The sequence below is a fragment of the Kosakonia sp. LAM2021 genome, assembly GCF_016620385.1.
Taxonomy (GTDB): domain Bacteria; phylum Pseudomonadota; class Gammaproteobacteria; order Enterobacterales; family Enterobacteriaceae; genus Kosakonia; species Kosakonia sacchari.
This window is the reverse complement of sequence record NZ_JAENHT010000009.1, coordinates 24080-44691: the sequence shown is the minus strand read 5'-3', so window position 1 is coordinate 44691 and position 20612 is coordinate 24080. Positions and strand designations below refer to the sequence as shown.

General features: G+C 52.4%; 16 protein-coding genes and 1 tRNA gene. 6 read left to right on the top strand and 11 right to left on the bottom strand.

Annotated elements, in window-relative coordinates:
* The first annotated feature begins 43 nt into the window (after positions 1-43).
* A complete protein-coding gene (locus tag JKP81_RS17840) occupies positions 44-1015 on the top strand; it encodes a LacI family DNA-binding transcriptional regulator (RefSeq protein ID WP_200552764.1) in 972 nt (323 codons plus the stop codon).
* A 507-nt stretch (positions 1016-1522) separates the two neighbouring features.
* Positions 1523-1610 (top strand) — tRNA-Ser (locus JKP81_RS17835).
* 259 nt (positions 1611-1869) lie between these two features.
* Here the strand turns inward: JKP81_RS17835 and JKP81_RS17830 are convergent.
* A complete protein-coding gene (locus JKP81_RS17830) occupies positions 1870-2769 on the bottom strand; it encodes a LysR family transcriptional regulator (protein WP_200552763.1) in 900 nt (299 codons plus the stop codon).
* A 98-nt stretch (positions 2770-2867) separates the two neighbouring features.
* On the opposite strand from JKP81_RS17830, the gene JKP81_RS17825 reads away from it, so the two are divergent.
* Both JKP81_RS17825 and JKP81_RS17820 read left to right on the top strand, forming a co-directional pair.
* Entirely contained in the window at positions 2868-3590 is a 723-nt protein-coding gene (locus JKP81_RS17825; protein ID WP_200552762.1) for an SDR family oxidoreductase, read from the top strand.
* 712 nt (positions 3591-4302) lie between these two features.
* Positions 4303-4782: an Rrf2 family transcriptional regulator gene (locus tag JKP81_RS17820; protein ID WP_020457333.1), complete on the top strand. Its 480-nt coding sequence runs from the start codon at positions 4303-4305 to the stop codon at positions 4780-4782.
* A gap of 66 nt (positions 4783-4848) precedes the next feature.
* On the opposite strand, the gene oqxB is transcribed toward JKP81_RS17820, so the two are convergent.
* Both oqxB and JKP81_RS17810 read right to left on the bottom strand, forming a co-directional pair.
* On the bottom strand, positions 4849-8001 hold the full coding sequence (oqxB, locus tag JKP81_RS17815) for a multidrug efflux RND transporter permease subunit OqxB (RefSeq protein WP_200552761.1): 3153 nt from the start codon (positions 7999-8001) through the stop codon (positions 4849-4851).
* 23 nt (positions 8002-8024) lie between these two features.
* A complete protein-coding gene (locus JKP81_RS17810; protein WP_065368817.1) occupies positions 8025-9200 on the bottom strand; it encodes an efflux RND transporter periplasmic adaptor subunit in 1176 nt (391 codons plus the stop codon).
* A gap of 334 nt (positions 9201-9534) precedes the next feature.
* On the opposite strand from JKP81_RS17810, the gene JKP81_RS17805 reads away from it, so the two are divergent.
* Positions 9535-9897 carry a helix-turn-helix domain-containing protein gene (locus tag JKP81_RS17805; protein ID WP_200552760.1) on the top strand — a complete coding sequence of 121 codons (363 nt, stop codon included), beginning with the start codon at positions 9535-9537 and terminating at the stop codon, positions 9895-9897.
* 371 nt (positions 9898-10268) lie between these two features.
* Here JKP81_RS17805 and JKP81_RS17800 read toward each other — a convergent pair whose 3' ends face one another.
* The 7 genes from JKP81_RS17800 to efeU form a co-directional block, all read right to left on the bottom strand.
* Complete coding sequence (locus tag JKP81_RS17800; protein WP_234455706.1) at positions 10269-11594, bottom strand: glycoside hydrolase family 28 protein; 1326 nt, start codon at positions 11592-11594, stop codon at positions 10269-10271.
* A gap of 246 nt (positions 11595-11840) precedes the next feature.
* Positions 11841-12224: a hypothetical protein gene (locus JKP81_RS17795; protein ID WP_200552759.1), complete on the bottom strand. Its 384-nt coding sequence runs from the start codon at positions 12222-12224 to the stop codon at positions 11841-11843.
* A gap of 305 nt (positions 12225-12529) precedes the next feature.
* On the bottom strand, positions 12530-13087 hold the full coding sequence (locus JKP81_RS17790) for a chorismate mutase (protein WP_200552758.1): 558 nt from the start codon (positions 13085-13087) through the stop codon (positions 12530-12532).
* 919 nt (positions 13088-14006) lie between these two features.
* Positions 14007-14795, bottom strand: coding sequence for a phosphate starvation-inducible protein PhoH (phoH, locus tag JKP81_RS17785; protein ID WP_200552757.1), 789 nt, complete (start codon positions 14793-14795; stop codon positions 14007-14009).
* 538 nt (positions 14796-15333) lie between these two features.
* A complete protein-coding gene (gene efeB, locus JKP81_RS17780) occupies positions 15334-16617 on the bottom strand; it encodes an iron uptake transporter deferrochelatase/peroxidase subunit (protein WP_200552756.1) in 1284 nt (427 codons plus the stop codon).
* A gap of 4 nt (positions 16618-16621) precedes the next feature.
* Entirely contained in the window at positions 16622-17749 is a 1128-nt protein-coding gene (gene efeO / locus JKP81_RS17775; protein WP_065368823.1) for an iron uptake system protein EfeO, read from the bottom strand.
* A 39-nt stretch (positions 17750-17788) separates the two neighbouring features.
* Positions 17789-18622, bottom strand: coding sequence for an iron uptake transporter permease EfeU (gene efeU, locus JKP81_RS17770; RefSeq protein WP_017456285.1), 834 nt, complete (start codon positions 18620-18622; stop codon positions 17789-17791).
* 281 nt (positions 18623-18903) lie between these two features.
* Between efeU and JKP81_RS17765 the strand changes: the two genes are divergently transcribed.
* A complete protein-coding gene (locus JKP81_RS17765) occupies positions 18904-20088 on the top strand; it encodes a NupC/NupG family nucleoside CNT transporter (protein WP_200552755.1) in 1185 nt (394 codons plus the stop codon).
* A gap of 35 nt (positions 20089-20123) precedes the next feature.
* Here JKP81_RS17765 and JKP81_RS17760 read toward each other — a convergent pair whose 3' ends face one another.
* Positions 20124-20555, bottom strand: a complete 432-nt coding sequence (locus JKP81_RS17760; protein WP_200552754.1) for a DUF3574 domain-containing protein — start codon at positions 20553-20555, stop codon at positions 20124-20126.
* Between the last annotated feature and the right edge of the window lie 57 nt (positions 20556-20612).

Sequence of the window (20612 nt, the reverse complement as noted above, 5' to 3'; positions counted from 1 at the left end):
ATTTATGGTATTATTGGGAGAAAACCGCAATCCAGAAAACACCATGCCTACAATTGATGATGTTGCCAAGCTAGCTAATGTTTCCCGTGCCACTGTTTCGCGCGTACTGACCGGCACACGCGGTGTACGCGACGATAGCCGTGAAGCCGTGTTAAAAGCCGTTGAAGTGCTCGATTACCGTCCCAGCTTTGCGGCGCAAACGCTCGCCAGCAATACATCAAGCTATATTGGTATGGTGTTGCCTGCCCATGAAGCCAGTTTCAGCGCCACTCTGCTGCCTCGCCTGTCGCTGGCCGTGAAATCGCTCAATAAATCACTTCTCATTCAGTACGTTAATGACGAACTTGAGCAAAAAACGGCGATCCAGAATTTGCAGCACCAGTGTGCTGCGGTAGTCACTTTAGGTAACCTCAGTAGCGAGATGTCCAGCAACGTCATCGCTTTTGATGAGTTCTCGACCAAAGGGAGCCAGGGGCTGGGCTATAACTATGCCTTCGCCACCGAAAGCGCTTGCCGTTACGTACTTGGCAAAGGTCACCGCAGTATTGCGTTACTGGTGGATAATGAAGATGACACCGCCAGTAAACAGATGCTGGAAGGATACCGCAGCGTATTGCAAAATTACTCACTGCCCTTTAATCGCCAGTTACTGGTCATGGCGAATAGCGATATTGAGCAAGCGTTGTTGAAACTTATCAATAGCTTCACGAATTACACTGCCATCATCGCCAAGCGCGACAGTTACGCGGCAGAGGCCATGCGCTTATTGCGTGAATTTAATATTGCCGTACCTCAGGAAGTATCTATCATCAGCCTGGAAGACTCACCTCTTGCCTCGTTGCTTTATCCACCGTTAACCTGTATCGCCTACCCTGTCGATGAATTGCTGGAACGCTGCATACAACGCATCCGCGCGCTGATCGATGGGCATCCGCAGTTTATCAACGAAAATAAATCCGTGACCGGCCGACTGGTTGCCAGGGCTTCGGTAGCCAATATTAATAATGCACAATAAAGGGCAAATATCCCGTTATCGCTTCATCGCTGAACATTAATCATGCCGAAATTTTTTTCAAAGACGCCGGGTTGCGGATACAGGTCACGAATACATTGCCCGTCAAAACAGATCTATTCGACCGTGATTAGAAAAGCCCCCCGAAAAGCTAAAAGGAAATAAATCGAGGCCATCTGTATGGGCTTGTCACAGAATAAAAGTCGACCTTATAGATATGGATAAAAGGCCTGATGCATCTCTGATGCAGAAGCGTACCGTCCAGCTTTAGAATTATCCTTACTATCTTAGGGAACTCTCAAGTTTACTCATGATTAATACCAGCGAGATCGGTGCTTATTCGTTTTGCTCTATTGACCAGTAAGCCTGCGGATTTCGCAGTAAATCTTCGCATTGCTCACACCTTAAGCGAACAGTCATGAAAGCTTAAAATCTTGCTTGACCGTTTCAGTACAACTCCCTATAGTAGCGCCCCGTTGCCCCCTGTACTGGCTGGCAGCGATACAATGTGGTGAGGTGTCCGAGTGGCTGAAGGAGCACGCCTGGAAAGTGTGTATACGGCAACGTATCGGGGGTTCGAATCCCCCCCTCACCGCCATCATTCGAAGAAGAGCTCGCATGCAAATGCGGGCTTTTTTTTTCGCATAGCGCACTCCCGCAGGGGGGATAAGAAACCCCGACCGGGGGTCGACAACTGGCGCAGCCAGTTGGACAAATGACGAGCCCGCGAGGAATCTGCCCACAGAGTGAGCGCAGCGAATCAATCCCCCCTCACCGCCCTATTCTGAGCATCATAAACAGACATCGCTCATGACAAAAGGTCAATATCAGCATGCAGAGTGAAACAAATGCTGACGTTAACTATGCTGCTGTCGCCATTGCCTGACATGGTCGACCAGGGCACGTAGTTTGGGTGCCATATTGCGGCGATGAGGAAAGTAGAGATAGAAGCCCGGGAAATAAGGCAGATAATCATCCAGCAATGAGACAAGCTGTCCGGTTTCAACAAACGGTCTAAACGTATCCTCCGTGGCAAACGTAATGCCGCCACCCGCAAGCGCCAGCCGCAACATCAGGCGCAGATCATTAGTGGTGATCTGCGGTTCAATCGCCAGGCTGAAAGGTTCACCCGCCTCCTCAAATGCCCAGCGATAAGGGGCGACATCTTTGGCTGGACGCCAGCCGATACACCGATGATGGATCAATTCACGCGGATGTACGGGTGCGTTGTTTGTCGCGAGATACGCAGGCGAGGCAACCGCCATTTCACGTTGCTTTTCGGTAAGCGGGACGGCAATCATATCCTTTTCGATCACCTCTCCCAGCCTTACGCCCGCATCATAACCCGCAGCCACAATATCAAACTCTTCATCTGTGACGACAATATCGACCGTCACGGCAGGATTGGCCGCCGCAAACGAGGCGATCAGCGGGCCGGAAAGAAACGCTTCGGCTATTGAAGTCACCGCAATCCGCAGACATCCTCGCGGCATATTGTCCGACGTCATATCTTCAAACGCCGTTTCAATACTGGATAACGGCAATGACAGGGATTGTCGCAGCCGTTCTCCCGCCTCCGTCAGCGTTACTGAGCGCGTCGTACGCATTACCAGCATTGTGCCGAACGCGTCCTCAAGTCGTCTTATTCCCTGACTGATAGCCGATCGGGTGACGCCCAGGCGAGCAGCGGCAGCGCTGAAATTCCGCTCTTCTGCCACCGCGATAAAAACCGGTAAAAGGTTGAGATCTATCTTCATTGTTTAACAGTGCTAACCAGTGAGTCCAGTAAAAGCAGGATACAGGAACCAATCGTTACGTTCTATGATCGTTTCGAACTCAACTGAAGGAGCATGCTATGGAAAAAGTGATATTAATTACCGGCGCATCAAGCGGGATTGGTGAAGGTATGGCCAGAGAGCTTGGAAACGCAGGTGCGAAAGTGTTATTAGGGGCTCGCAGACTGGAGCGTATCGAGGCCATTGCCGCAGAAATACGCAGCGCGGGCGGTATTGCTGCGGCGCATGAGTTAGATGTCACCCGCCGCCAGTCGATGACCAGCTTCGTGCAAGCGGCGCTGGATCAATGGGGCCGCGTCGATGTTCTGATCAACAATGCGGGCGTCATGCCGCTCTCTCCGCTTGCCGCCGGCAAACAGGATGAATGGGAGCAAATTATCGACGTGAATATCAAAGGCGTGCTCTGGGGCATTGGCGCTGTGCTTCCCGTGATGCAAGCGCAGGGCTCCGGTCAGATAATCAATATTGGCTCTATTGGTGCCCTGTCTGTCGTGCCAACCGCCGCCGTCTATTGCGCCTCAAAATTCGCAGTACGCGCGATTTCGGATGGTTTACGCCAGGAAAGCCCAAATATTCGTGTGACCTGTGTCAATCCCGGCGTGGTGGAAAGTGAACTTGCCTCAACCATTACGCATCCGGAAACCAGGGCGGCAATGGATGTGTACCGTTCTGTGGCACTTAAACCTGCGGATATCGCCCGTGCCGTGCGGCAGGTCATTGAGGCTCCTGAGAGCGTGGATACAACAGAAATAACCATCAGACCAACCGCATCCGCCAACTGAGATTCCTGACGGATGACCGGCGTTAATGTCCGTTCTCATTTCTGAGCAGAGTCGGGGTCATGCCGCCATTGAAGGTAGGGGAATTGCTTATCTCCCCTACTGGGTGGCTGGCCCTGATAGTAAAGCCGGTTTACTGTCCTGGTTATGCCTGAGTGAGCCAAATATCCCGCAACATCTCCAGGAAAATATGCGCTACAGGTGGCCTGCACATCTGTACTGGCAACCCCTACCCGATAAACGTGCAGAAGGCTAGGGTATCGCAATGGCTTTCTTTTGAAGATCAGACTGCCCACTTCCCGCGCTTAGCAGAACGTCGTTTCCCCACAACTGCCCCCCTTTGCGCCAGAAAAAACGTTCTAAACATTAAGGTATGATCGTCTACCGGGAGGATGAGCACAGTAACGCCACTGAAGTGTCTGGATAATAGGCCAGCTTTTATCCGTCGTATGGTTGTGAGCCGCCATGATGCGCCAGACCATAATTCAATGGCCGCTAGCGTGCCGCAGATCTGAACGATGAATTTGGGTTCACTAACCCGTGCGTGGATGAATACGTTGCGTCCATCCGGCAGCAGCGGAAACTCTTTTTTACAGGGCTCGTTAAGCGTTGATTGCTTCAAAAAAATTACCGCATTTGTTATATTGTTGCTCATTGCTTACTCACCTCTGCGGTGCCAAAAAGAACAAGATTCACCGCAACCCAGGACGATAAAATGTTAGATTACCGCTTCCCGACAGCTTTGCAGATGGTTCTCAGCGTAGCGATGGCGGAGCAAGTGGGTGAACGTTCGACGAGTGCGATTCTGGCTTACGGCCTGGAAGCGAATCCGAGCTTTATCCGCAAATTAATGGTGCCGCTCACGCGTGACGGCATTATCGTCTCTACGCTTGGCCGCAACGGGTCTATTCACCTCGGACGTCCGGCGGAAGAGATCACCCTGCGCGATATCTACCTTTCCGTTATTGAAGATAAAAAACTGTGGGCCTCTCGTCCTGACGTACCGGCACGTTGCGTGGTCAGCGCTAACGCCTGCTGGTACTTCAAGTCTATCGCCGAAGAAGCGGAGCAGGCGTCGTTACAGGTTTTAGCGCGCCACACTGTGGCAAGCGCGCTGGAAGAGGTGAAAAAAGCCGATACCAGCGGCTGGGATCCGGTGCCGGAACTTATTGCCCAGTATAAAAAAACGTCTTAATTATTTGCTTATTACGAAAAAAAACCGCCTTCATAATGAAGGCGGTTTTTTTGTATCTGCAACAACTTACGCAGGCAGAACGTCATTTACCGGTTTACCGCGCGTCACGAATTTACGCAGCGTAACGTAAAACACCGGAGTCAGGAACAGACCAAACAGCGTCACGCCCAGCATACCGGAGAACACGGTGATCCCGGTGACACCGCGCACTTCCGCACCCGCGCCGTGACCGAGGATCAACGGAATCGTCCCGGCGATAAAGGCGATGGAGGTCATAACAATCGGGCGTAAACGCAGGCGACAAGCCTCCAGCGCCGCTTCCATGATCCCTTTCCCCTGAATTTCCAGCTCGCGGGCAAACTCCACGATAAGAATCGCGTTTTTACACGCCAGCCCCATCAGTACCACCAGACCAACCTGCACGAACACGTTGTTATCGCCCCCGGTCAGCCAGACGCCAAACAGCGCGGACAGCATCGTCATCGGGACGATTAGGATCACCGCCAGCGGCAGCGTCCAGCTTTCATACAGCGCCGCCAGCACGAGGAACGCCAGCAGAACCGCGACCGGGAAGACGATCAGCGCCGTATTCCCCTGAGTGGCCTGCTGGTAGCTCAGGTCCGTCCATTCAATATTCATCCCATTCGGCAATATCTGCTTAGACATTCCGTCCAGTTGCGTCATCGCCTGCGAGGAAGAGAGAACGCGAGGATCGGCATCACCAATGAGATCCGCCGCCGGATAACCATTGTAGCGAATCACCGGATCCGGCCCGTAGGTGGTACTGATATTCACCATACTGCCGATCGGCACCATTTCGCCCTGATTATTACGGGTGCGCAAATTCGCAATATCTTCCACGCTGTCGCGGAACGGCCCGTCGGCCTGCGCCATCACGCGCCAGGTGCGGCCGAACTGGTTGAAATCGTTCACATAAGACGAGCCCAGATAGGTTTGCAGCGTACCGAAGAGATCGGTCAGCGACACGCCCTGCGCTTTCGCCTTATCACGATCAACCTGCACATCCAGTTGCGGAACATTCGCCTGGTAGGTTGAGATGGGGAAATGCATCCCCGGCGTCTGCATAATCGCACCAGACATGGTGTTCACCGCGCTTTGCAGCGCGCCATAGCCAAGACCGGCGCGATCCTGGATGTACAGCGAATAGCCAGAACCCTGACCCAGCCCTAAAATCGGCGGCGGCAAAATGGAGAATCCAAAACCCTGCTGGATCTGCGCGATTTTAGCGTTGATTTCAGCATTAATTTCCGCCGCGGTATGTTTACGCTGGTCGAACGGTTTCAGGCCAAAAAAGACCGTTCCGGTATTCGGCGTATTGGTGAACTGCAACGCGTTAAGCCCTGGAAAAGCGACCGCATAATCCACGCCTTCGGTATTCATACCGATTTCGCTCATTTTGCGGATCACCGCATCGGTGCGAGCCAGCGAAGAGCCTTCCGGCATCTTCACGCCGCCAATTAAATAGAGCTTATCCTGTGTCGGAATAAACCCGCCGGGTACGGCTTTAAACATGACGCCTGCGGCGCAGAGCAGCAGCACATAAACGACAAACACCGCGCCACGTCGACCAAGCGTTTTGCCCACCAGCCCCTGATAACCGTTCGAGCTATGGTGGAAAAAGCGGTTAAACGGACGGAAAAGCCAACCGAACAGCCGATCGATAAGCCGCGTCGGGAAGTCTTTCGGTGCGCCGTGCGGCTTTAACAACAGCGCAGCCAGCGCCGGAGAGAGCGTCAGCGAGTTAATGGCGGAGATCACCGTCGAAATCGCGATCGTCACCGCAAACTGTTTATAGAACTGACCCGTTACGCCAGAGAGAAACGCCATCGGCACGAACACCGCGCACAGCACCAGCGCAATCGCGATAATCGGCCCGGACACTTCTCGCATCGCCTGATGCGCCGCCTGCAGGGGCGCAAGCCCCTCTTCGATATTTCGCTCGACGTTTTCCACCACCACGATGGCGTCATCCACGACAATACCGATAGCCAGTACCAGCCCAAACAAGCTCAGGGTATTAAGCGAAAAGCCGAGCAGGTAGAGAATGCTGAACGTTCCCACGACCGAGACCGGCACCGCGATCAGCGGAATAATCGACGCGCGCCAGGTTTGCAGGAACAGGATCACCACCAGCACAACCAGCACCACCGCTTCCAGCAGCGTTTGCACGACCGCACGAATGGAATCGCGAACAAACACCGTTGGATCGTAAGGTGCCGCCCATTTCATATCTTCCGGGAAACGCGTGGCTAGTTCGTTCATTTTGGCACGCACCGCGTTAGACAAATCGATGGCGTTCGCCCCCGGCGACTGGAAGATACCAATCCCGACCGCGTCTTTATTATTAAGCTGAGAACGCAGCGCATAGCTGCCGGATCCCATTTCAATACGCGCCACGTCGCGCAGACGTACTACCGAACCGTCTTGCGCCGTTTTCAGAACAATGTTGCCAAACTCTTCTTCGGTGTGCAGACGACCCTGGGCGTTAATGGAGATAAGGAAATCACTCTCTTTCGGCAGCGGCTCCGCGCCAAGTTGCCCGGCGGAAACCTGGACGTTTTGCTCCTGCATCGCCGTCACCACATCCGAGGCAGTCAACCCACGCGCTGCCACTTTATTGGGATCCAGCCAGATGCGCATCGCGTATTCGCCCGAGCCGAAAATCTGAATCTGGCCGACGCCCGGCAGACGCGCCAGCTCATCCTTCACTTTTAGCGTGGCGTAGTTACGCATATACAGTGAATCGTATTTACCGTTAGGCGAAAACAGATGCACTACCAGCGTCAGCGTCGGCGATTGTTTCTGGGTGGTAATGCCCAAACGCCGCACATCTTCCGGCAGACGCGCCTCGGCCTGCGATACGCGGTTTTGTACCTGAACCTGCGCCTGATCGGGATCGGTACCCGGACGGAAAGTGACGGTGGTCACCAGAACGCCGTCGGAACCTGCGACAGATTTCATGTACATCATGTTTTCAACGCCGTTTATCGCTTCTTCCAGCGGCGTCGCCACCGTCTCGGCAATCACTTTCGGGTTGGCGCCCGGATACTCCGCGCGCACCTGTACGCTTGGCGGAACAACGTCAGGGTATTCGCTAACCGGCAACAGCGGGATGGCGATCAATCCTGTGACAAAAATCAGAATCGACAGCACCGCGGCGAAAATCGGCCTGTCGATAAAAAAGCGGGAAAAGTCCATGTGTCGGATTCTCAGATAAGGGATCAGTTGAGAGCGGGGCTGGCGTTCATGGCCACGGTTTTCGCGTTAACCGGCATCCCCGGCATAAACACTTTTTGTAAACCGTCGACGATGACTTTATCGCCAGGGTTCAGCCCCTTCTGCACGATGCGTAAACCGGCAGCAAGACGCCCCGGTGTGATATCACGACGCTGCGCTTTACCTTCTTTATCAACGATATAAACATATTTGCGATCCTGATCGGTCAGCACCGCTTTGTCGTCGATAAGCGTGGCTTTGAATTCAGCGCTGCCCGGCAGACGTACGCGGGCAAAAAGCCCCGGCGTGAACTGACGCTGCGCGTTATCCAACAGCGCGCGCATACGGATCGTGCCGGTACTCGGCGTTAACTGATTATCCAGAAAATCCACTTTGCCCTGATGCGGGTAGCCATCCTCACCGACAAGGCCAATTTCCACCGGTAGCGCCAGGTGATTACTGGACGCCCCCTGCCCGCTGCGCGCGAGGTTTTGATAGTGGAGATAGGTCGACTCATCCACGTCAAAGTAGACGTAAACGGTTTTCTGCGAGACCAGCGTAGTAAGTACGCTGGCGCTGTCACCCGCAGTGACCAAATTACCGCTGGTGATCAACGCCCGGCTGGCGCGGCCATCAATAGGCGCGGTGACTTTGGTGAAATCCAGGTTTAATTGCGCAGCGTCAACTGCCGCCTGCGCTGCGCGAATGTCGGCCTGCGCCTGGACGGCGGCCGAACGGCGCTGCTCCCACTCCTCACGGGAAACCAGATGGGTGTTGATTAATTTATCGGTACGGTTCGCCTCACTTTGCGCCAGGCTGGCCTGCGTTTTGGCTCTCGCCAACGTCGCCTGCGCCTGTTCCAGTGCGGCGCGATAGGTTCTGTCATCAATTGTGAACAGCACCTGGCCCTTTTTCACTTCCTGACCGTCGGTGTAATTCACTTTATCAATGTAGCCGGAGACGCGCGGGCGGAGCTGAACACTCTCCACCGCTTCAATCCTGCCGTTAAAACTATCCCACTGGCTAATAGATTTCACTACCACGTCAGCGGCGCTGACGGCGGGAGCTTGTGGCACGGCATTTTGCGCGACACCGTTATCGCATCCGACAAGTACTACAGAGAGCAACATCGCTCCCAGTGCATTCAGATGAAAGTTAACCCAAGGTTTCTGCAGGCTCATTATTTTTATTCCGCTAATTGTAGCCGCCGGGCAAGACGCAGCGGGAGACGCTACGCCACTTCCTTTGTCCGGGCTGGCTTCAGGCCATTTGTGCCGTTCATCGCCACAAAACTGTAACAGTTGCCAATACACTATCGCGGGGATTGTAGGGAGGCGCTAAATTTAGTGCAAGAATAATTGATACACTTTATGTGCTGTTTGAGTCAGGGGGAAAAGTCGTATTTCTGGCAAGGATTTAAATGCAACAATAAAACTTGCAATTAATGCAAAAACGGGCCACCTTTAAATGCAACAAACAAAGATGCTTTTAAATAAGCGGCGTGAGGATAACAAGATGAACACTGGCGCATTTATTCACGATTTACTCGACTGGATCGACAACAACCTGGAAAGCCGTCTGGACATTGAAACTGTCTCCAGGCGAGCCGGCTATTCGAAATGGCACCTCCAGCGCCTCTTCAAAGAGCATACTGGTTATCGTCTCGCCGAGTATATTCGCGCGCAAAAGCTGCAAAAATCGGTCGAGCGCTTAACCCACAGCGACGAGCCGATTCTGAACGTGGCGATCGCCTTAGGCTTTGACTCCCAGCAGTCCTTCAACCGCAGTTTCAAGCGCCAGTATGGCCAGGCGCCCGGCGCGTGGCGTCGCAGTATCGGCTGCCCTCAGGCGCAGCAATTACGCCAGCAATCCACATAACACGTCGTGGTTTTCGCACACGCGTTCAGGATTAAATCGTCGGCCTGATAACAGCAGGCCAGCGATACTACGGGCAGGCTGCCCGGCGCATGCGCTTTGAGGTTGCAGTAAAATAGCCGTAGTGAAAATACCCGACGCGGCATAATTATTATCTCTGGCATGAAGAAGCGTGACGTAAGTTATTTACAAACGCATTATCCTCTTTCTCTCTCATACCGAAGCTGCAATCCTTATTTTGTCCGTAAAAAATGTAACCCCTGCTCTCTTCTTCTGCTGGATGGCTGTTCCCGCCATCGCTGACTGTGCCAAACGATGCTCTGTTTATGAATGGTCAGCGCCATCAGCATCGGTAGACTTCATTCGCGTGCATTTTAGTCTTCAGGTGCATCCGTGACTGGGAAAGGGATCCAGTGTTTTGCGCAATCCGCCTGGACAGCCGATCGTGGTAATGATGCTTCTCCCGGCGGCACAGGTGAGACGCCATCGGGGCCAACGCGGATCTGCGCCGATTCAATTAGCCATCGGGCAGTGTTGCTGAAAGAGACGCCGTTCAGGGCAAATTGCAAAGGATGAAGTTCGTCATAACCGCGTAATATAAACTGGCCGGTTTCGCCGGAAATGTGGCTCAGGGAGATATTGCGGTAGACGGGAATGTTGTTACCGATCGCGTGCGCATCATAGTGGGTATCAAAGTCGAGCGGTCGGCGATTCCCGCGCATACAAACATTTTCGTAACGCACATCGCTGACAACGCCGCCCCGGCTGATGTCACTTTTGATACGAAGCCCCGAGGTTGTGCCGTCAAGCGTCAAATCACACACCCGGATGTCACTGACACCGCCAAGCGTCTCGCTACCAATCGACATCCCGTGTCCCCAGTAAAAATGGTTATCCACCAAAACCACATGGCGCGTGGCGCCACCTGCGCCCGCTTTAATCGCCACATTATCGTCACCGGTTCTGATGAAGCTGTGGGCGATGAGGATATTCTGCGACGAAATGGGATCAATGCCGTCGGTGTTACGGGCATTCGCCGGGGTATCAATACGCACGCCCCAGAACGTCGCATCCTGGACGTTTTTCAGCGTGACATGGAATCCCGGCGCATTTCGCAGTGTGATGCCGTGAAAAATAATATGCGAGGCATCATCTACTTCAATCAGGCGAGGAACATTCTGCGCACCGCCTTCCGTCTGTGCGCGGCGAGCCAGTTGCCACCATGATTCTTTGTGTCCTTGTATCGGCTTACCGCCCTGCCCATCAATAATGCCCTCGCCGACAATACCTCCCCCGTCGGTGCTTTTAAAAAGAATAAAGGGCCGACAGCCATTTCCTTTATGATCGACAGTTCCACAGTGACCATTTTTGTCGTAAACACGTGGGTCACTATCCGCTACCAGCATTGCCCCCCGCGAGATCCAGAGTGTGACGCCAGACTTCATGGTCAGCGGCCCACTGGAGAAACGACCCGCAAGGAGCTGCAATGCCTCACCCCGGGGGCAGTTATCCATCGCCGACTGAAGCCGTCGGGTATCGTCTCCTGAAGAAGAAGCCAGCCTTGCGCAGATATGCGCGGGCAGCACAGGTTCTGGCGCATCAGCGTTATTCTGGGCCAATAGCATCGCGCTGAACCCTGATACCGGGAAAACAATCAGGCTGGCAATTATTCCTTTCACATTACGGCGCAGAAAAAACATAATCATCCCGACATTAGCATTGTTGAAGTATGGTTAAAGTGCTGCGATAAAAAACTGCCGAATTCGTATTTAGTTGAATTGGCGTTTAAGTTCAGCGGAGAAAAAATGATAAAATGTTTGCCCTTTTTTATTTCCACGATTATCAATCAGTATTAACTCATTACACTTAAAGCGAAAGAGATTTAGCAAACCGCATTGGTTTTTCATGCTGCTTTCGTTTTAACTTCATGCAATACAGATATCTCTTTATATGTACTCATTACCATCCTGTTTAGTAAAAACAAGTCCAGATGTTGCATCAAGAGTGTTCACAATACGCTTTAGCTCTTCGAAATCGTAATAAAATTGCTGATTTAACGGCGTATTTCTGACAATCCCAATGCAATAGTTCAAATCATTTAACGCATTATGTACCTGGTAAAGGCAAAGTGCGGCGTTGCTGTCCAGACGGGCTTTGGTCAACATGCGGACATCCTGCTCAATGCCAGCCCTGATAACATCCAGTTTTAGGTACAATAAGCGCAACGCGTCGGGCTCATCAGGTTCCAGTAACAACACGTTCATTATTCCAATGGATTCTTTAAAATTTTTAACGATAGAGTTAATAAAATTACGCGCGTCATATCCCATGTTCACTCCGCAAATAGTTATTAATGCCATTAGCTCCACTTCATATAATTAGCGTTGTTATCCAGAGGCATAAAAAGTAAACGACATTGCAACAAAGTAAAAATAACAGTCGAGAACGCAAACGGTGACGCTCTAATTTTCATTAGATAAGTTTATCTTTATAAAATTAAACCTGGACACAATAACATTATCTAATCAATGCTCGCAGCATAACCTCATTAATAGTGTGAATATCACTGATATTGCTTTTTACCGGCACAGAGCAATGGGTTCGGTGCATATTTGTAAGATCGTGATGTTGCCTTTCAGGTTATCCCTGTATCGGGTGCCTGCGGGGCGCGCTGAATAAAGCGCATGGAATCCAGCAAATTATCCTTCTCAGCATCAGTAAGATTTGGGGACACTGTTTTCTCCGCCAGCACAGCCCGGTCGGTATAAGAGAGCGTTCCTGCCCGAAGCCGCTGACTTATGACCATTAGCAGATACTTGTCCAGTTCATTTATACGCCGTCTGATCCCATCAAGATCCAGAAGGGTGACGAATGATTCTGGTCGAGGCAACCAGTCTGCCAGATAGCGATACTGTATCGCTTTTCCCGCATTCATCAGCGCACTGATGAACGGCTCCACGGACTTCGGTTCCAGCCCAACCTCGTGCGCAGTGCTCTGCGCCTGCGACAGCACTTTTTGTTCCCGGGCTAAATCCTCCACCGGCAAATGGTACTTCGCTTTGCAGGCTGCAACGTCTCTCATTAACGCCATGCGTTCGCTTAAGAGTGATGAAAGGGCACTGAGACAAATGGGCGCAGAGGCTCCCGTAAAAAAACTTCCGGACATACAGAGTGTCGATACGAAAATCGTCATAATCCTTCCTCAAAGAAAAATGCCAACCCTAATTTACCGGGGCAAATATAATCAATAGTTACTATTTCATTTCTGGATGTAAGTGCTTTGTTATAAGCAGGGCATGAGGTTCCAGTACTTACGGATACAGAGCACGCTCTCTTTGAATTCCCAATTGCGTGACTCACCGTAGTTGAAAAGTGCCTCCGGGATCACCGGCAAGCCAGTACTACGGTAAAGCGCTAACAGGCACCGTTCACTTTTCATTAATTCAGTTACGTTATTATTTCATCAAAACGGCTTTACGTAAGAAAATGTAACGCGCTGATATCAATATGGATTCATCGATAGACAGCAAATCTTGTACGGATCTGCGGTTTCTGTAAGGGGGAAAAGCACTACAGACCAGGCAGGGTGAGCACAGGGATAAGAGTGATGACGTGCCAGATATCTTCTCTCTTCGGGGCTCCGGCAACAGGGAGATCTATTTTATAAAGAACGCCCCTGCAAAATATCAGTCATCAATCCTCAAAGGAGATATGTGCGCTGCGGCAAGCGAAGCGGGTCTTAACTGACCAGAACCTTCTGGCGGCGAGAAAAGCGCTGAAACACATAATTACCGTAGGCAAAAGCATCGGCCTGGTTCTTTTTGAATTACATAGTGCACATCTCAAATGCTTAATCATTTGCACGGAAAGGAGGCTCATACAGTCAGCAGGCGCGACACAGGTTCGGTTATTTATACGTCATTATTTACAAGCCATGGTCTTGTTCCGTTATCGACCCTCGCCTTTCAAAGAAGAACCAGCCTGAAAAAGCGGGCTTCTTTAATATGTCGCCCGGGAATGACGATCCGCGGTCGGGCCAGGGAACGGCCTGTTTGCCCCCCGCAAAAAATAAAACCCGGTTTCCCGGGTTTTATCGCTAACTATCAACGCCATCAGTCGTACGCTTTCAGCGTGCGCTGGCAGAGCGTGGAGCGTACGCAGTCGTCTTTATTAAAGCGTACAACGCCAATCATCTCGTCTTCCTCAAAACGTGCCAGCGCGTCGCTCAAGCCCGATTTCACACCGGATGGCAGGTCACACTGGGTAATATCACCGTTGACAATAACGGTCACGTTCTCCCCGAGGCGCGTTAAAAACATTTTCATTTGCGCAGCCGTGACATTCTGAGCCTCGTCGAGAATGACCACCGCATTTTCAAAGGTACGTCCGCGCATATAGGCGAACGGCGCGATTTCCACCTTACCGATCTCTGGTCGCAGGCAGTATTGCATAAAGGACGCCCCCAGGCGTTTCAGCAGCACGTCGTAAACGGGCCGGAAATAGGGAGCGAACTTCTCCGAAATATCACCGGGTAAGAAGCCGAGATCTTCGTCGGCCTGCAGAACCGGTCGGGTTACAATAATCCTGTCCACGTCCTTATGGATCAGGGCTTCCGCCGCTTTCGCCGCGCTGATCCAGGTTTTCCCGCAGCCGGCTTCGCCGGTTGCAAAGATCAGTTGTTTACTCTCGATAGCATTCAGGTAGTGCGCCTGAGCTTCATTACGCGCTGCAATTGGGGAAGTATCACGGCTGTCCCGCGCCATGCCAATTGCTTCTACGCCACTCATCTGCACAAGCGAGGTGACCGACTCTTCTTCACGTTGTTTATGGCTGCGTGAATCACGTCTCAGCACGCGTTTCGCTTCACGACGAGCTTTGATCACTGCTTTTTGTCTTCCCATGGATAGCACCTTGAGTTGTTGGTTTACATCACACACGTCGCCATCGACGCGATTATGCGCACAAACGTCTGAGGGTTGGCTTCCTTGTAAGCCATGGCTTGCCTTTGAAAATGACGTGCCAACGCGACGAACAGCATCGCCTGTCACATCGTCGACATCAGGAATAAAAAAGAAGGAGGAAAATTCAGGGGTGAAGAAGTCGCTGCCGGAGGTCGCACCTCCGTGCCGGGTTTTGCGTGGTCTTTTTGTCTGTCCGCTACTGGACTTTACCATCCGCGATCTCCAGAAAAACTTCATCACCGCAGGGGATAACGCTCTCACTAATTACATCAAAGATTAGCATCATTGCAACATTATTTTTACTAAACCATAACGTGTATGACCTCTGCGTCGTTGAACAGAGTCTCGGTTATGAATATTACAGAAAGATAACAGATACTTTCTCATACGAAAAAATGATATCTGGATGGCAGAAAAAGTATGTCAGGATGCAACAGATGACAGAATATCCTGCCCGGTAGCGGGCAGGATAGGATCTTCACGCTTCGAGCAGAGATTGCGCCAGATAGCGGTTTGCCGCTTGTACGCCGGGCAACGCAAAGAAGTAACCGCCACCAATCGGACGAATGTACTCTTCCAGCGCCTCGCCGTTCAGACGCTTTTGCACCGTCAGGAAGCCTTTTTCCAGATCATGCTGATAACAGACGAACAACAGCCCCATATCCAGCTGACCGGAGTTGGTCACGCCGAGCGAGTAACTGTAACCACGCCGCATCATCAGGCTGGACTGCGTCTCTTTCGTCCGCGGGTTCGCCAGACGAATATGGCTGTCGAGGGCTATGACATCACCGTCCGGATCGCTGGCGTAATCCGGGACGTCATGCTCATTTTTCATGCCCAGCGGTGCGCCGGAATGCTTATCACGCCCGAAAATGGTCTGCTGCTCTTTCAGCGGCGTGCGATCCCAGAACTCGACATGGAACTGGATAATGCGCACCGCCTGGTAACTGCCGCCCACCGCCCACGCCGGTTCGCCCTGCTCTTTCGTCACCCACACCACCTCGTTCATCAGCGTATTATCGCTACTGTCCGGGTTGGCGGTGCCATCTTTAAAGCCCAGCAGGTTAACGGGTGTCTCTTTGCCTTTGCTGCGCGCCGCATGATCAGAGATAAACCCTTCCCGCTTCCAGCGCACGCTGAGTAAATCCGGCGTGTGCTTGATGATGTCACGCAGCGCGTGAATCACCGTGTCCTGTGTGTTGGCACAAATCTGGATCAGCAAATCGCCGTGACACAGCGCCGCATCAAGCGAATCGTTAGGGAAACGCGTCATCTTTTGCAGCTTTTTCGGCATCTGCGCGCGCAAACCAAAACGGTTGTCGAACAGCGATTCGCCCACGGAAACCGTCATCGTCAGGTTATCCGGCGCGATATACGCCCCAAGAATACCGGAGTCCATCGGCGGTAAGCGCGGGTTCGTTGTCGCCGGAGCCGGACCGCCGGAGGTCAGAAACGTGATGCGTTGCGTCAGTAAACGGAACAACCGTTCAAGGTCGGCTTTATCAGCAGCCAGCACGTCAAACGCCACCAGCATCATTGACGCCTGCTGTGGCGTCAAAATACCGGCCTGATGCGCGCCCAGGAAAGGCTGCTTCTCCATACGCGCATCAGGCGAAAGTGTCCCCGGTGCGCTCTTCGGTGTTACCGCATGCGCTATCGGGCATCCGCCAGCCAGCGCAAGCGCGCCTCCCAGCGCGCCCATACTCTTTAATAAACGGCGCCGGGAAGGTTCGCTGACGTCGTTGTTATCATCTTGCTTCATGGTATTAATCCAGCCCCAGCACGCCGCGCAGCTGCGCCAGGTCTTCCGCCAGTGTGGTGATCGGCCCTTTCAGCGCATTGCGATCGGCGTCGGTCAACTTATCGTAGGTTTCATACCCCTCTTTAGTGCGGTATTTCGCAAGGATGGTATCCACTTTCTTGAAGTTGGCATCGACTTTCGCCAGCAGTTCGGCGTTATCTTTCTGCAATTGCGGACGCAGCAAATCAACGATTTTCTGTGCGCCATCAACGTTGGCCTGGAAGTCCCACAGATCGGTGTGGCTGTAGCGATCTTCTTCACCGCTGATTTTGCTCGCAGCCACTTCTTCGATCAGACCGGCTGCGCCGCCGACCACTTTGGATGGCGGGAACGCCAGCTCATTAATGCGCGTTTGCAAATCAACCACATCTGAGTTGAGCTGATCGGCATATTTGCCCATGTCTTTAGTGCTGTTATCACCAAACAGGGCTTTTTCCAGACGGTGGAAACCGGTGAATTTCGGATCGGCGGCTTTATGCTCGTAATCATCTTCACGGGCATCAATGCTGCCATCAAGATCGGAGAAGAGCTCAGCAATCGGTTCAATACGCTCGTAGTGCTGGCGCGTCGGCGCATACAGCGCTTTCGCTTTTTCGATATCGCCCGCTTTTACCGCATCGGTGAACGCTTTGGTGCCGGAAACCAGCTGCGCCGTTTCGGCAACCACATACGCTTTATACGCGGTAATGGCTCCGCTCAGGCTCAGCAGCGCGTCACCTTTTGCCGCATCGGCCGTCGCCGCGCCTTTCACCACCAGCTTACCTTTCGGGTTGGTTAACAGACCGCAAGTCATCTCATACTCGCCCGGCTGCAGGTTGGCCGTCAGTTTCTGGCTAAAACCTGGCGCGATATTTTCACGCTCTTCAACCACCATCACGCCTTTAAGGATCTCCCACTCGAGCGCTTTCTGGCTGTGGTTGAGAATAATAAACTGCGTTTTACCGGCGTTCACTGTCAGGTTCATCGGCTCACACTGTTTGTCCGTAACCGTGACTTTCACCTGCGGGATATCCGCAGCTTGCACTGCGAAAGCACTGGAGATTAATGCCGCCATCCCGGCCTGTAATGCACTACGACGAAAATGAATTGCCATGCCCTTTCCCTTAATTAGTATGTTGTAACTATAAAGCGATTATGGTGCCGCTCGTGAAGGTTGCGTCCCCGCGCGAGGCGGTAAAACAAACATCACCAGCGCCGGGATCAGATAGATAAAGTAGACCGCCACTTCGCTGACGCTTGGCGTTTCCTGGTAACCAAAAATCCCTTCCAGCAGCGTACCGGTGAGGGAATGCGTGGTGAGTACATTACTGAAATCGAAGGCCACGTCCTGAAAGTGGTTCCATAATCCCGCTTCGTGAAACGCGCGGATTGCGCCTGCGGCAAGCCCGGCCGCGACAAACAGAATAAACAGGCTGGTCCATTTGAAAAACGCGCCGAGGTTCAGACGTACGCCGCCCCAATAAAGCAAGAAACCGAGCACCACCGCCGTGGTAAGCCCCAGCACCGCGCCCAGCGGCGGCCAGACGCCGACATCCTGCTGGAACGCCGCCAGCAGAAAGAACACCGATTCCAGCCCTTCGCGCGCCACGGCGAAAAAGACCATCAGGATCAGCGCCCAACCGTGGTTATGGCTGCGCGCCAGCGCGTTGTCGACCGCCTGCTCCAGTTGTACTTTGACGTTGCGCGACACTTTGCGCATCCAGAACACCATCCAGGTGAGGATCACTACAGCTATCGCCGCGACAATGCCTTCAAACAGCTCCTGCTCTTTTTGCGGAAACTCGCCGGTAGTTTCATTGATCGCAATACCGAGCCCAAGACAGAGCGCGGCGGCAAGAAAAACACCAATCCACATCACGTTTATCCAGCGCCCACGCTGGGTACGTTTCAGATAACTGGCAATCAGGCTGACGATCAGCGCCGCTTCGAGGCCTTCACGTAACATAATCAAAAATGGAACAAACATGGAGGAAACCCCTAATGTCATGCGCGGTCAATGGTTGCAAAGAAAAGTAAATTGCATTGATAGTGATTATCATTACGCCGCAAGGAAACTCAAGCGAAAAATGTTGAGAATGATAACTGGATGTAACCGCGTAGCAGGCTAACCATGCGGTTTATGCGTTATGCGGAAGCAGTTGAAATAAAGCAAAAACATAGCTTACAAATCTTTAACTTTATATTTACCCCACTCCGGCGCTGTGGCTAAATAAACGCCCCGTTTCGTTTACCTGCAAAATTAAAGACATGACTAACTTCTTCCATTTTTTGCTAGCGCTGGTGGTGATCCTCGCGCTGGCCTGGCTGGTAAGTTTTGACCGCCGACACATTCGTTTTCGCTTCATCCTGCAATTAATTGTCATTGAACTGGCACTGGCGTGGTTCTTCCTGCACGCGCAAAGCGGGTTAACGCTGATTAAATACGTTTCCGGTTTCTTTGAAGTGCTGTTGAAATTCGCGGGCGAAGGCACCGGCTTTGTCTTCGGCGGGATGAGCGAAAAAGGGCTGGCATTTATCTTCCTCGGCGTGCTGTGCCCTATCGTCTTTATTTCCGCGCTGATCGGTATTTTGCAGCACTGGCGCATTCTGCCCATCTTTATTCGTTTGATAGGCACATTGCTGTCAAAACTGAACGGCATGGGCAAACTGGAATCGTTCAATGCTGTCAGCTCGCTGATCCTCGGCCAGTCGGAAAACTTCATCGCCTATAAAGGCATCCTCGCGGATCTCTCCTCGCGCCGCATGTTCACCATGGCAGCAACGGCAATGTCGACAGTGTCGTTGTCGATTGTCGGCGCGTATATGACCATGCTGGACGCGAAATATGTGGTCGCCGCGCTGGTCCTCAATATGTTCAGCACCTTTATTGTGCTGTCGGTCATTAACCCGACGCGCCCGGAAGCAGAAGCCGAGGTCAAACTGGAAAGGCTCCACGAATCGCAGAGTTTCTTTGAGATGCTCGGGGAGTACATCCTCGCGGGTTTCAAAGTGGCGATGATTATTCTGGCGATGCTGATTGGTTTTATTGCGCTGATAAGCGCCGTCAACGCCCTCTTCTCCGCCTTGTTCGGCATCAGCTTCCAGCAACTCCTCGGTTATGTGTTTTACCCGCTGGCATGGCTGATTGGCATCCCGCTGAGCGATGCGCTGCATGCGGGCAGTATTATGGCGACCAAACTGGTGGCGAACGAATTTGTGGCGATGATTGAGCTGCAAAAAATCGCCGCGCAGATGACGCCGCGCGGTCTGGGTATTCTTTCCGTGTTCCTGGTATCGTTCGCCAACTTTGCCTCGATCGGCATTGTGGCGGGGGCAATTAAAGGGTTAAACGAGCAACAGGGGAATGCAGTTTCCCGCTTTGGTCTGCGCTTAGTGTACGGCGCAACGCTGGTGAGTTTGCTTTCGGCGGCTTTCGCAGGCGTGGTGTTGTAATTTACTGGCCCACTTCGCACAAGTGGGCCTTTACATCAGAATTGTACGCAGACCGGCTGATCGACACGCATCACCGATTCCTGGGCAAAGCGTGATTTGTAGATATCACGCAGCGCATCAATTTTAGTGTCACTTTGCGCGTCCACGCTGTGGATCAGCATCAACGCCTTGCTTGGCTCCTTCGATACCTTCCCGTTACTTCCCAGCCATTGCCCCTGCGCATCAAAAGTGGTTAAACCATCGCGAAAACGCGGCGTGACATCGTTATCCACATACTGCTGCCACTCCTGCGCGGTAATCGCTTTGCCGCCCTGGCGGGTTAAGCCGTAATAGAGCGTGGTTTGCTGCATCTGGTTTTCAGCCTTGCAGGTTTGTGCTGTCGCCCCCGGTTGTTTTGCAGCAGGCGAAACGCAACCCGCCAGTAAACCCGCCATCATCAGTGCAGTGAACCCTGTCTTTAACGTCATGTTGTTATCCTCATTGTTATTTGTTGTGAGATAACAGCGTAATTACAATTATTTAGC

Coding starts and splice junctions, on each gene's coding strand:
- JKP81_RS17760 (WP_200552754.1), bottom strand. CDS start 20,555: ATGACGTTAAAGACAGGGTTCACTGCACTGATGATGGCGGGTTTACTG.
- JKP81_RS17810 (WP_065368817.1), bottom strand. CDS start 9,200: ATGAGCCTGCAGAAACCTTGGGTTAACTTTCATCTGAATGCACTGGGA.
- phoH (WP_200552757.1), bottom strand. CDS start 14,795: ATGGGAAGACAAAAAGCAGTGATCAAAGCTCGTCGTGAAGCGAAACGC.
- JKP81_RS17765 (WP_200552755.1), top strand. CDS start 18,904: ATGACTAACTTCTTCCATTTTTTGCTAGCGCTGGTGGTGATCCTCGCG.
- JKP81_RS17830 (WP_200552763.1), bottom strand. CDS start 2,769: ATGAAGATAGATCTCAACCTTTTACCGGTTTTTATCGCGGTGGCAGAA.
- JKP81_RS17825 (WP_200552762.1), top strand. CDS start 2,868: ATGGAAAAAGTGATATTAATTACCGGCGCATCAAGCGGGATTGGTGAA.
- JKP81_RS17790 (WP_200552758.1), bottom strand. CDS start 13,087: ATGACGATTTTCGTATCGACACTCTGTATGTCCGGAAGTTTTTTTACG.
- JKP81_RS17805 (WP_200552760.1), top strand. CDS start 9,535: ATGAACACTGGCGCATTTATTCACGATTTACTCGACTGGATCGACAAC.
- efeO (WP_065368823.1), bottom strand. CDS start 17,749: ATGGCAATTCATTTTCGTCGTAGTGCATTACAGGCCGGGATGGCGGCA.
- JKP81_RS17820 (WP_020457333.1), top strand. CDS start 4,303: ATGTTAGATTACCGCTTCCCGACAGCTTTGCAGATGGTTCTCAGCGTA.
- JKP81_RS17795 (WP_200552759.1), bottom strand. CDS start 12,224: ATGGGATATGACGCGCGTAATTTTATTAACTCTATCGTTAAAAATTTT.
- oqxB (WP_200552761.1), bottom strand. CDS start 8,001: ATGGACTTTTCCCGCTTTTTTATCGACAGGCCGATTTTCGCCGCGGTG.
- efeU (WP_017456285.1), bottom strand. CDS start 18,622: ATGTTTGTTCCATTTTTGATTATGTTACGTGAAGGCCTCGAAGCGGCG.
- efeB (WP_200552756.1), bottom strand. CDS start 16,617: ATGAAGCAAGATGATAACAACGACGTCAGCGAACCTTCCCGGCGCCGT.
- JKP81_RS17840 (WP_200552764.1), top strand. CDS start 44: ATGCCTACAATTGATGATGTTGCCAAGCTAGCTAATGTTTCCCGTGCC.
- JKP81_RS17800 (WP_234455706.1), bottom strand. CDS start 11,594: ATGTTTTTTCTGCGCCGTAATGTGAAAGGAATAATTGCCAGCCTGATT.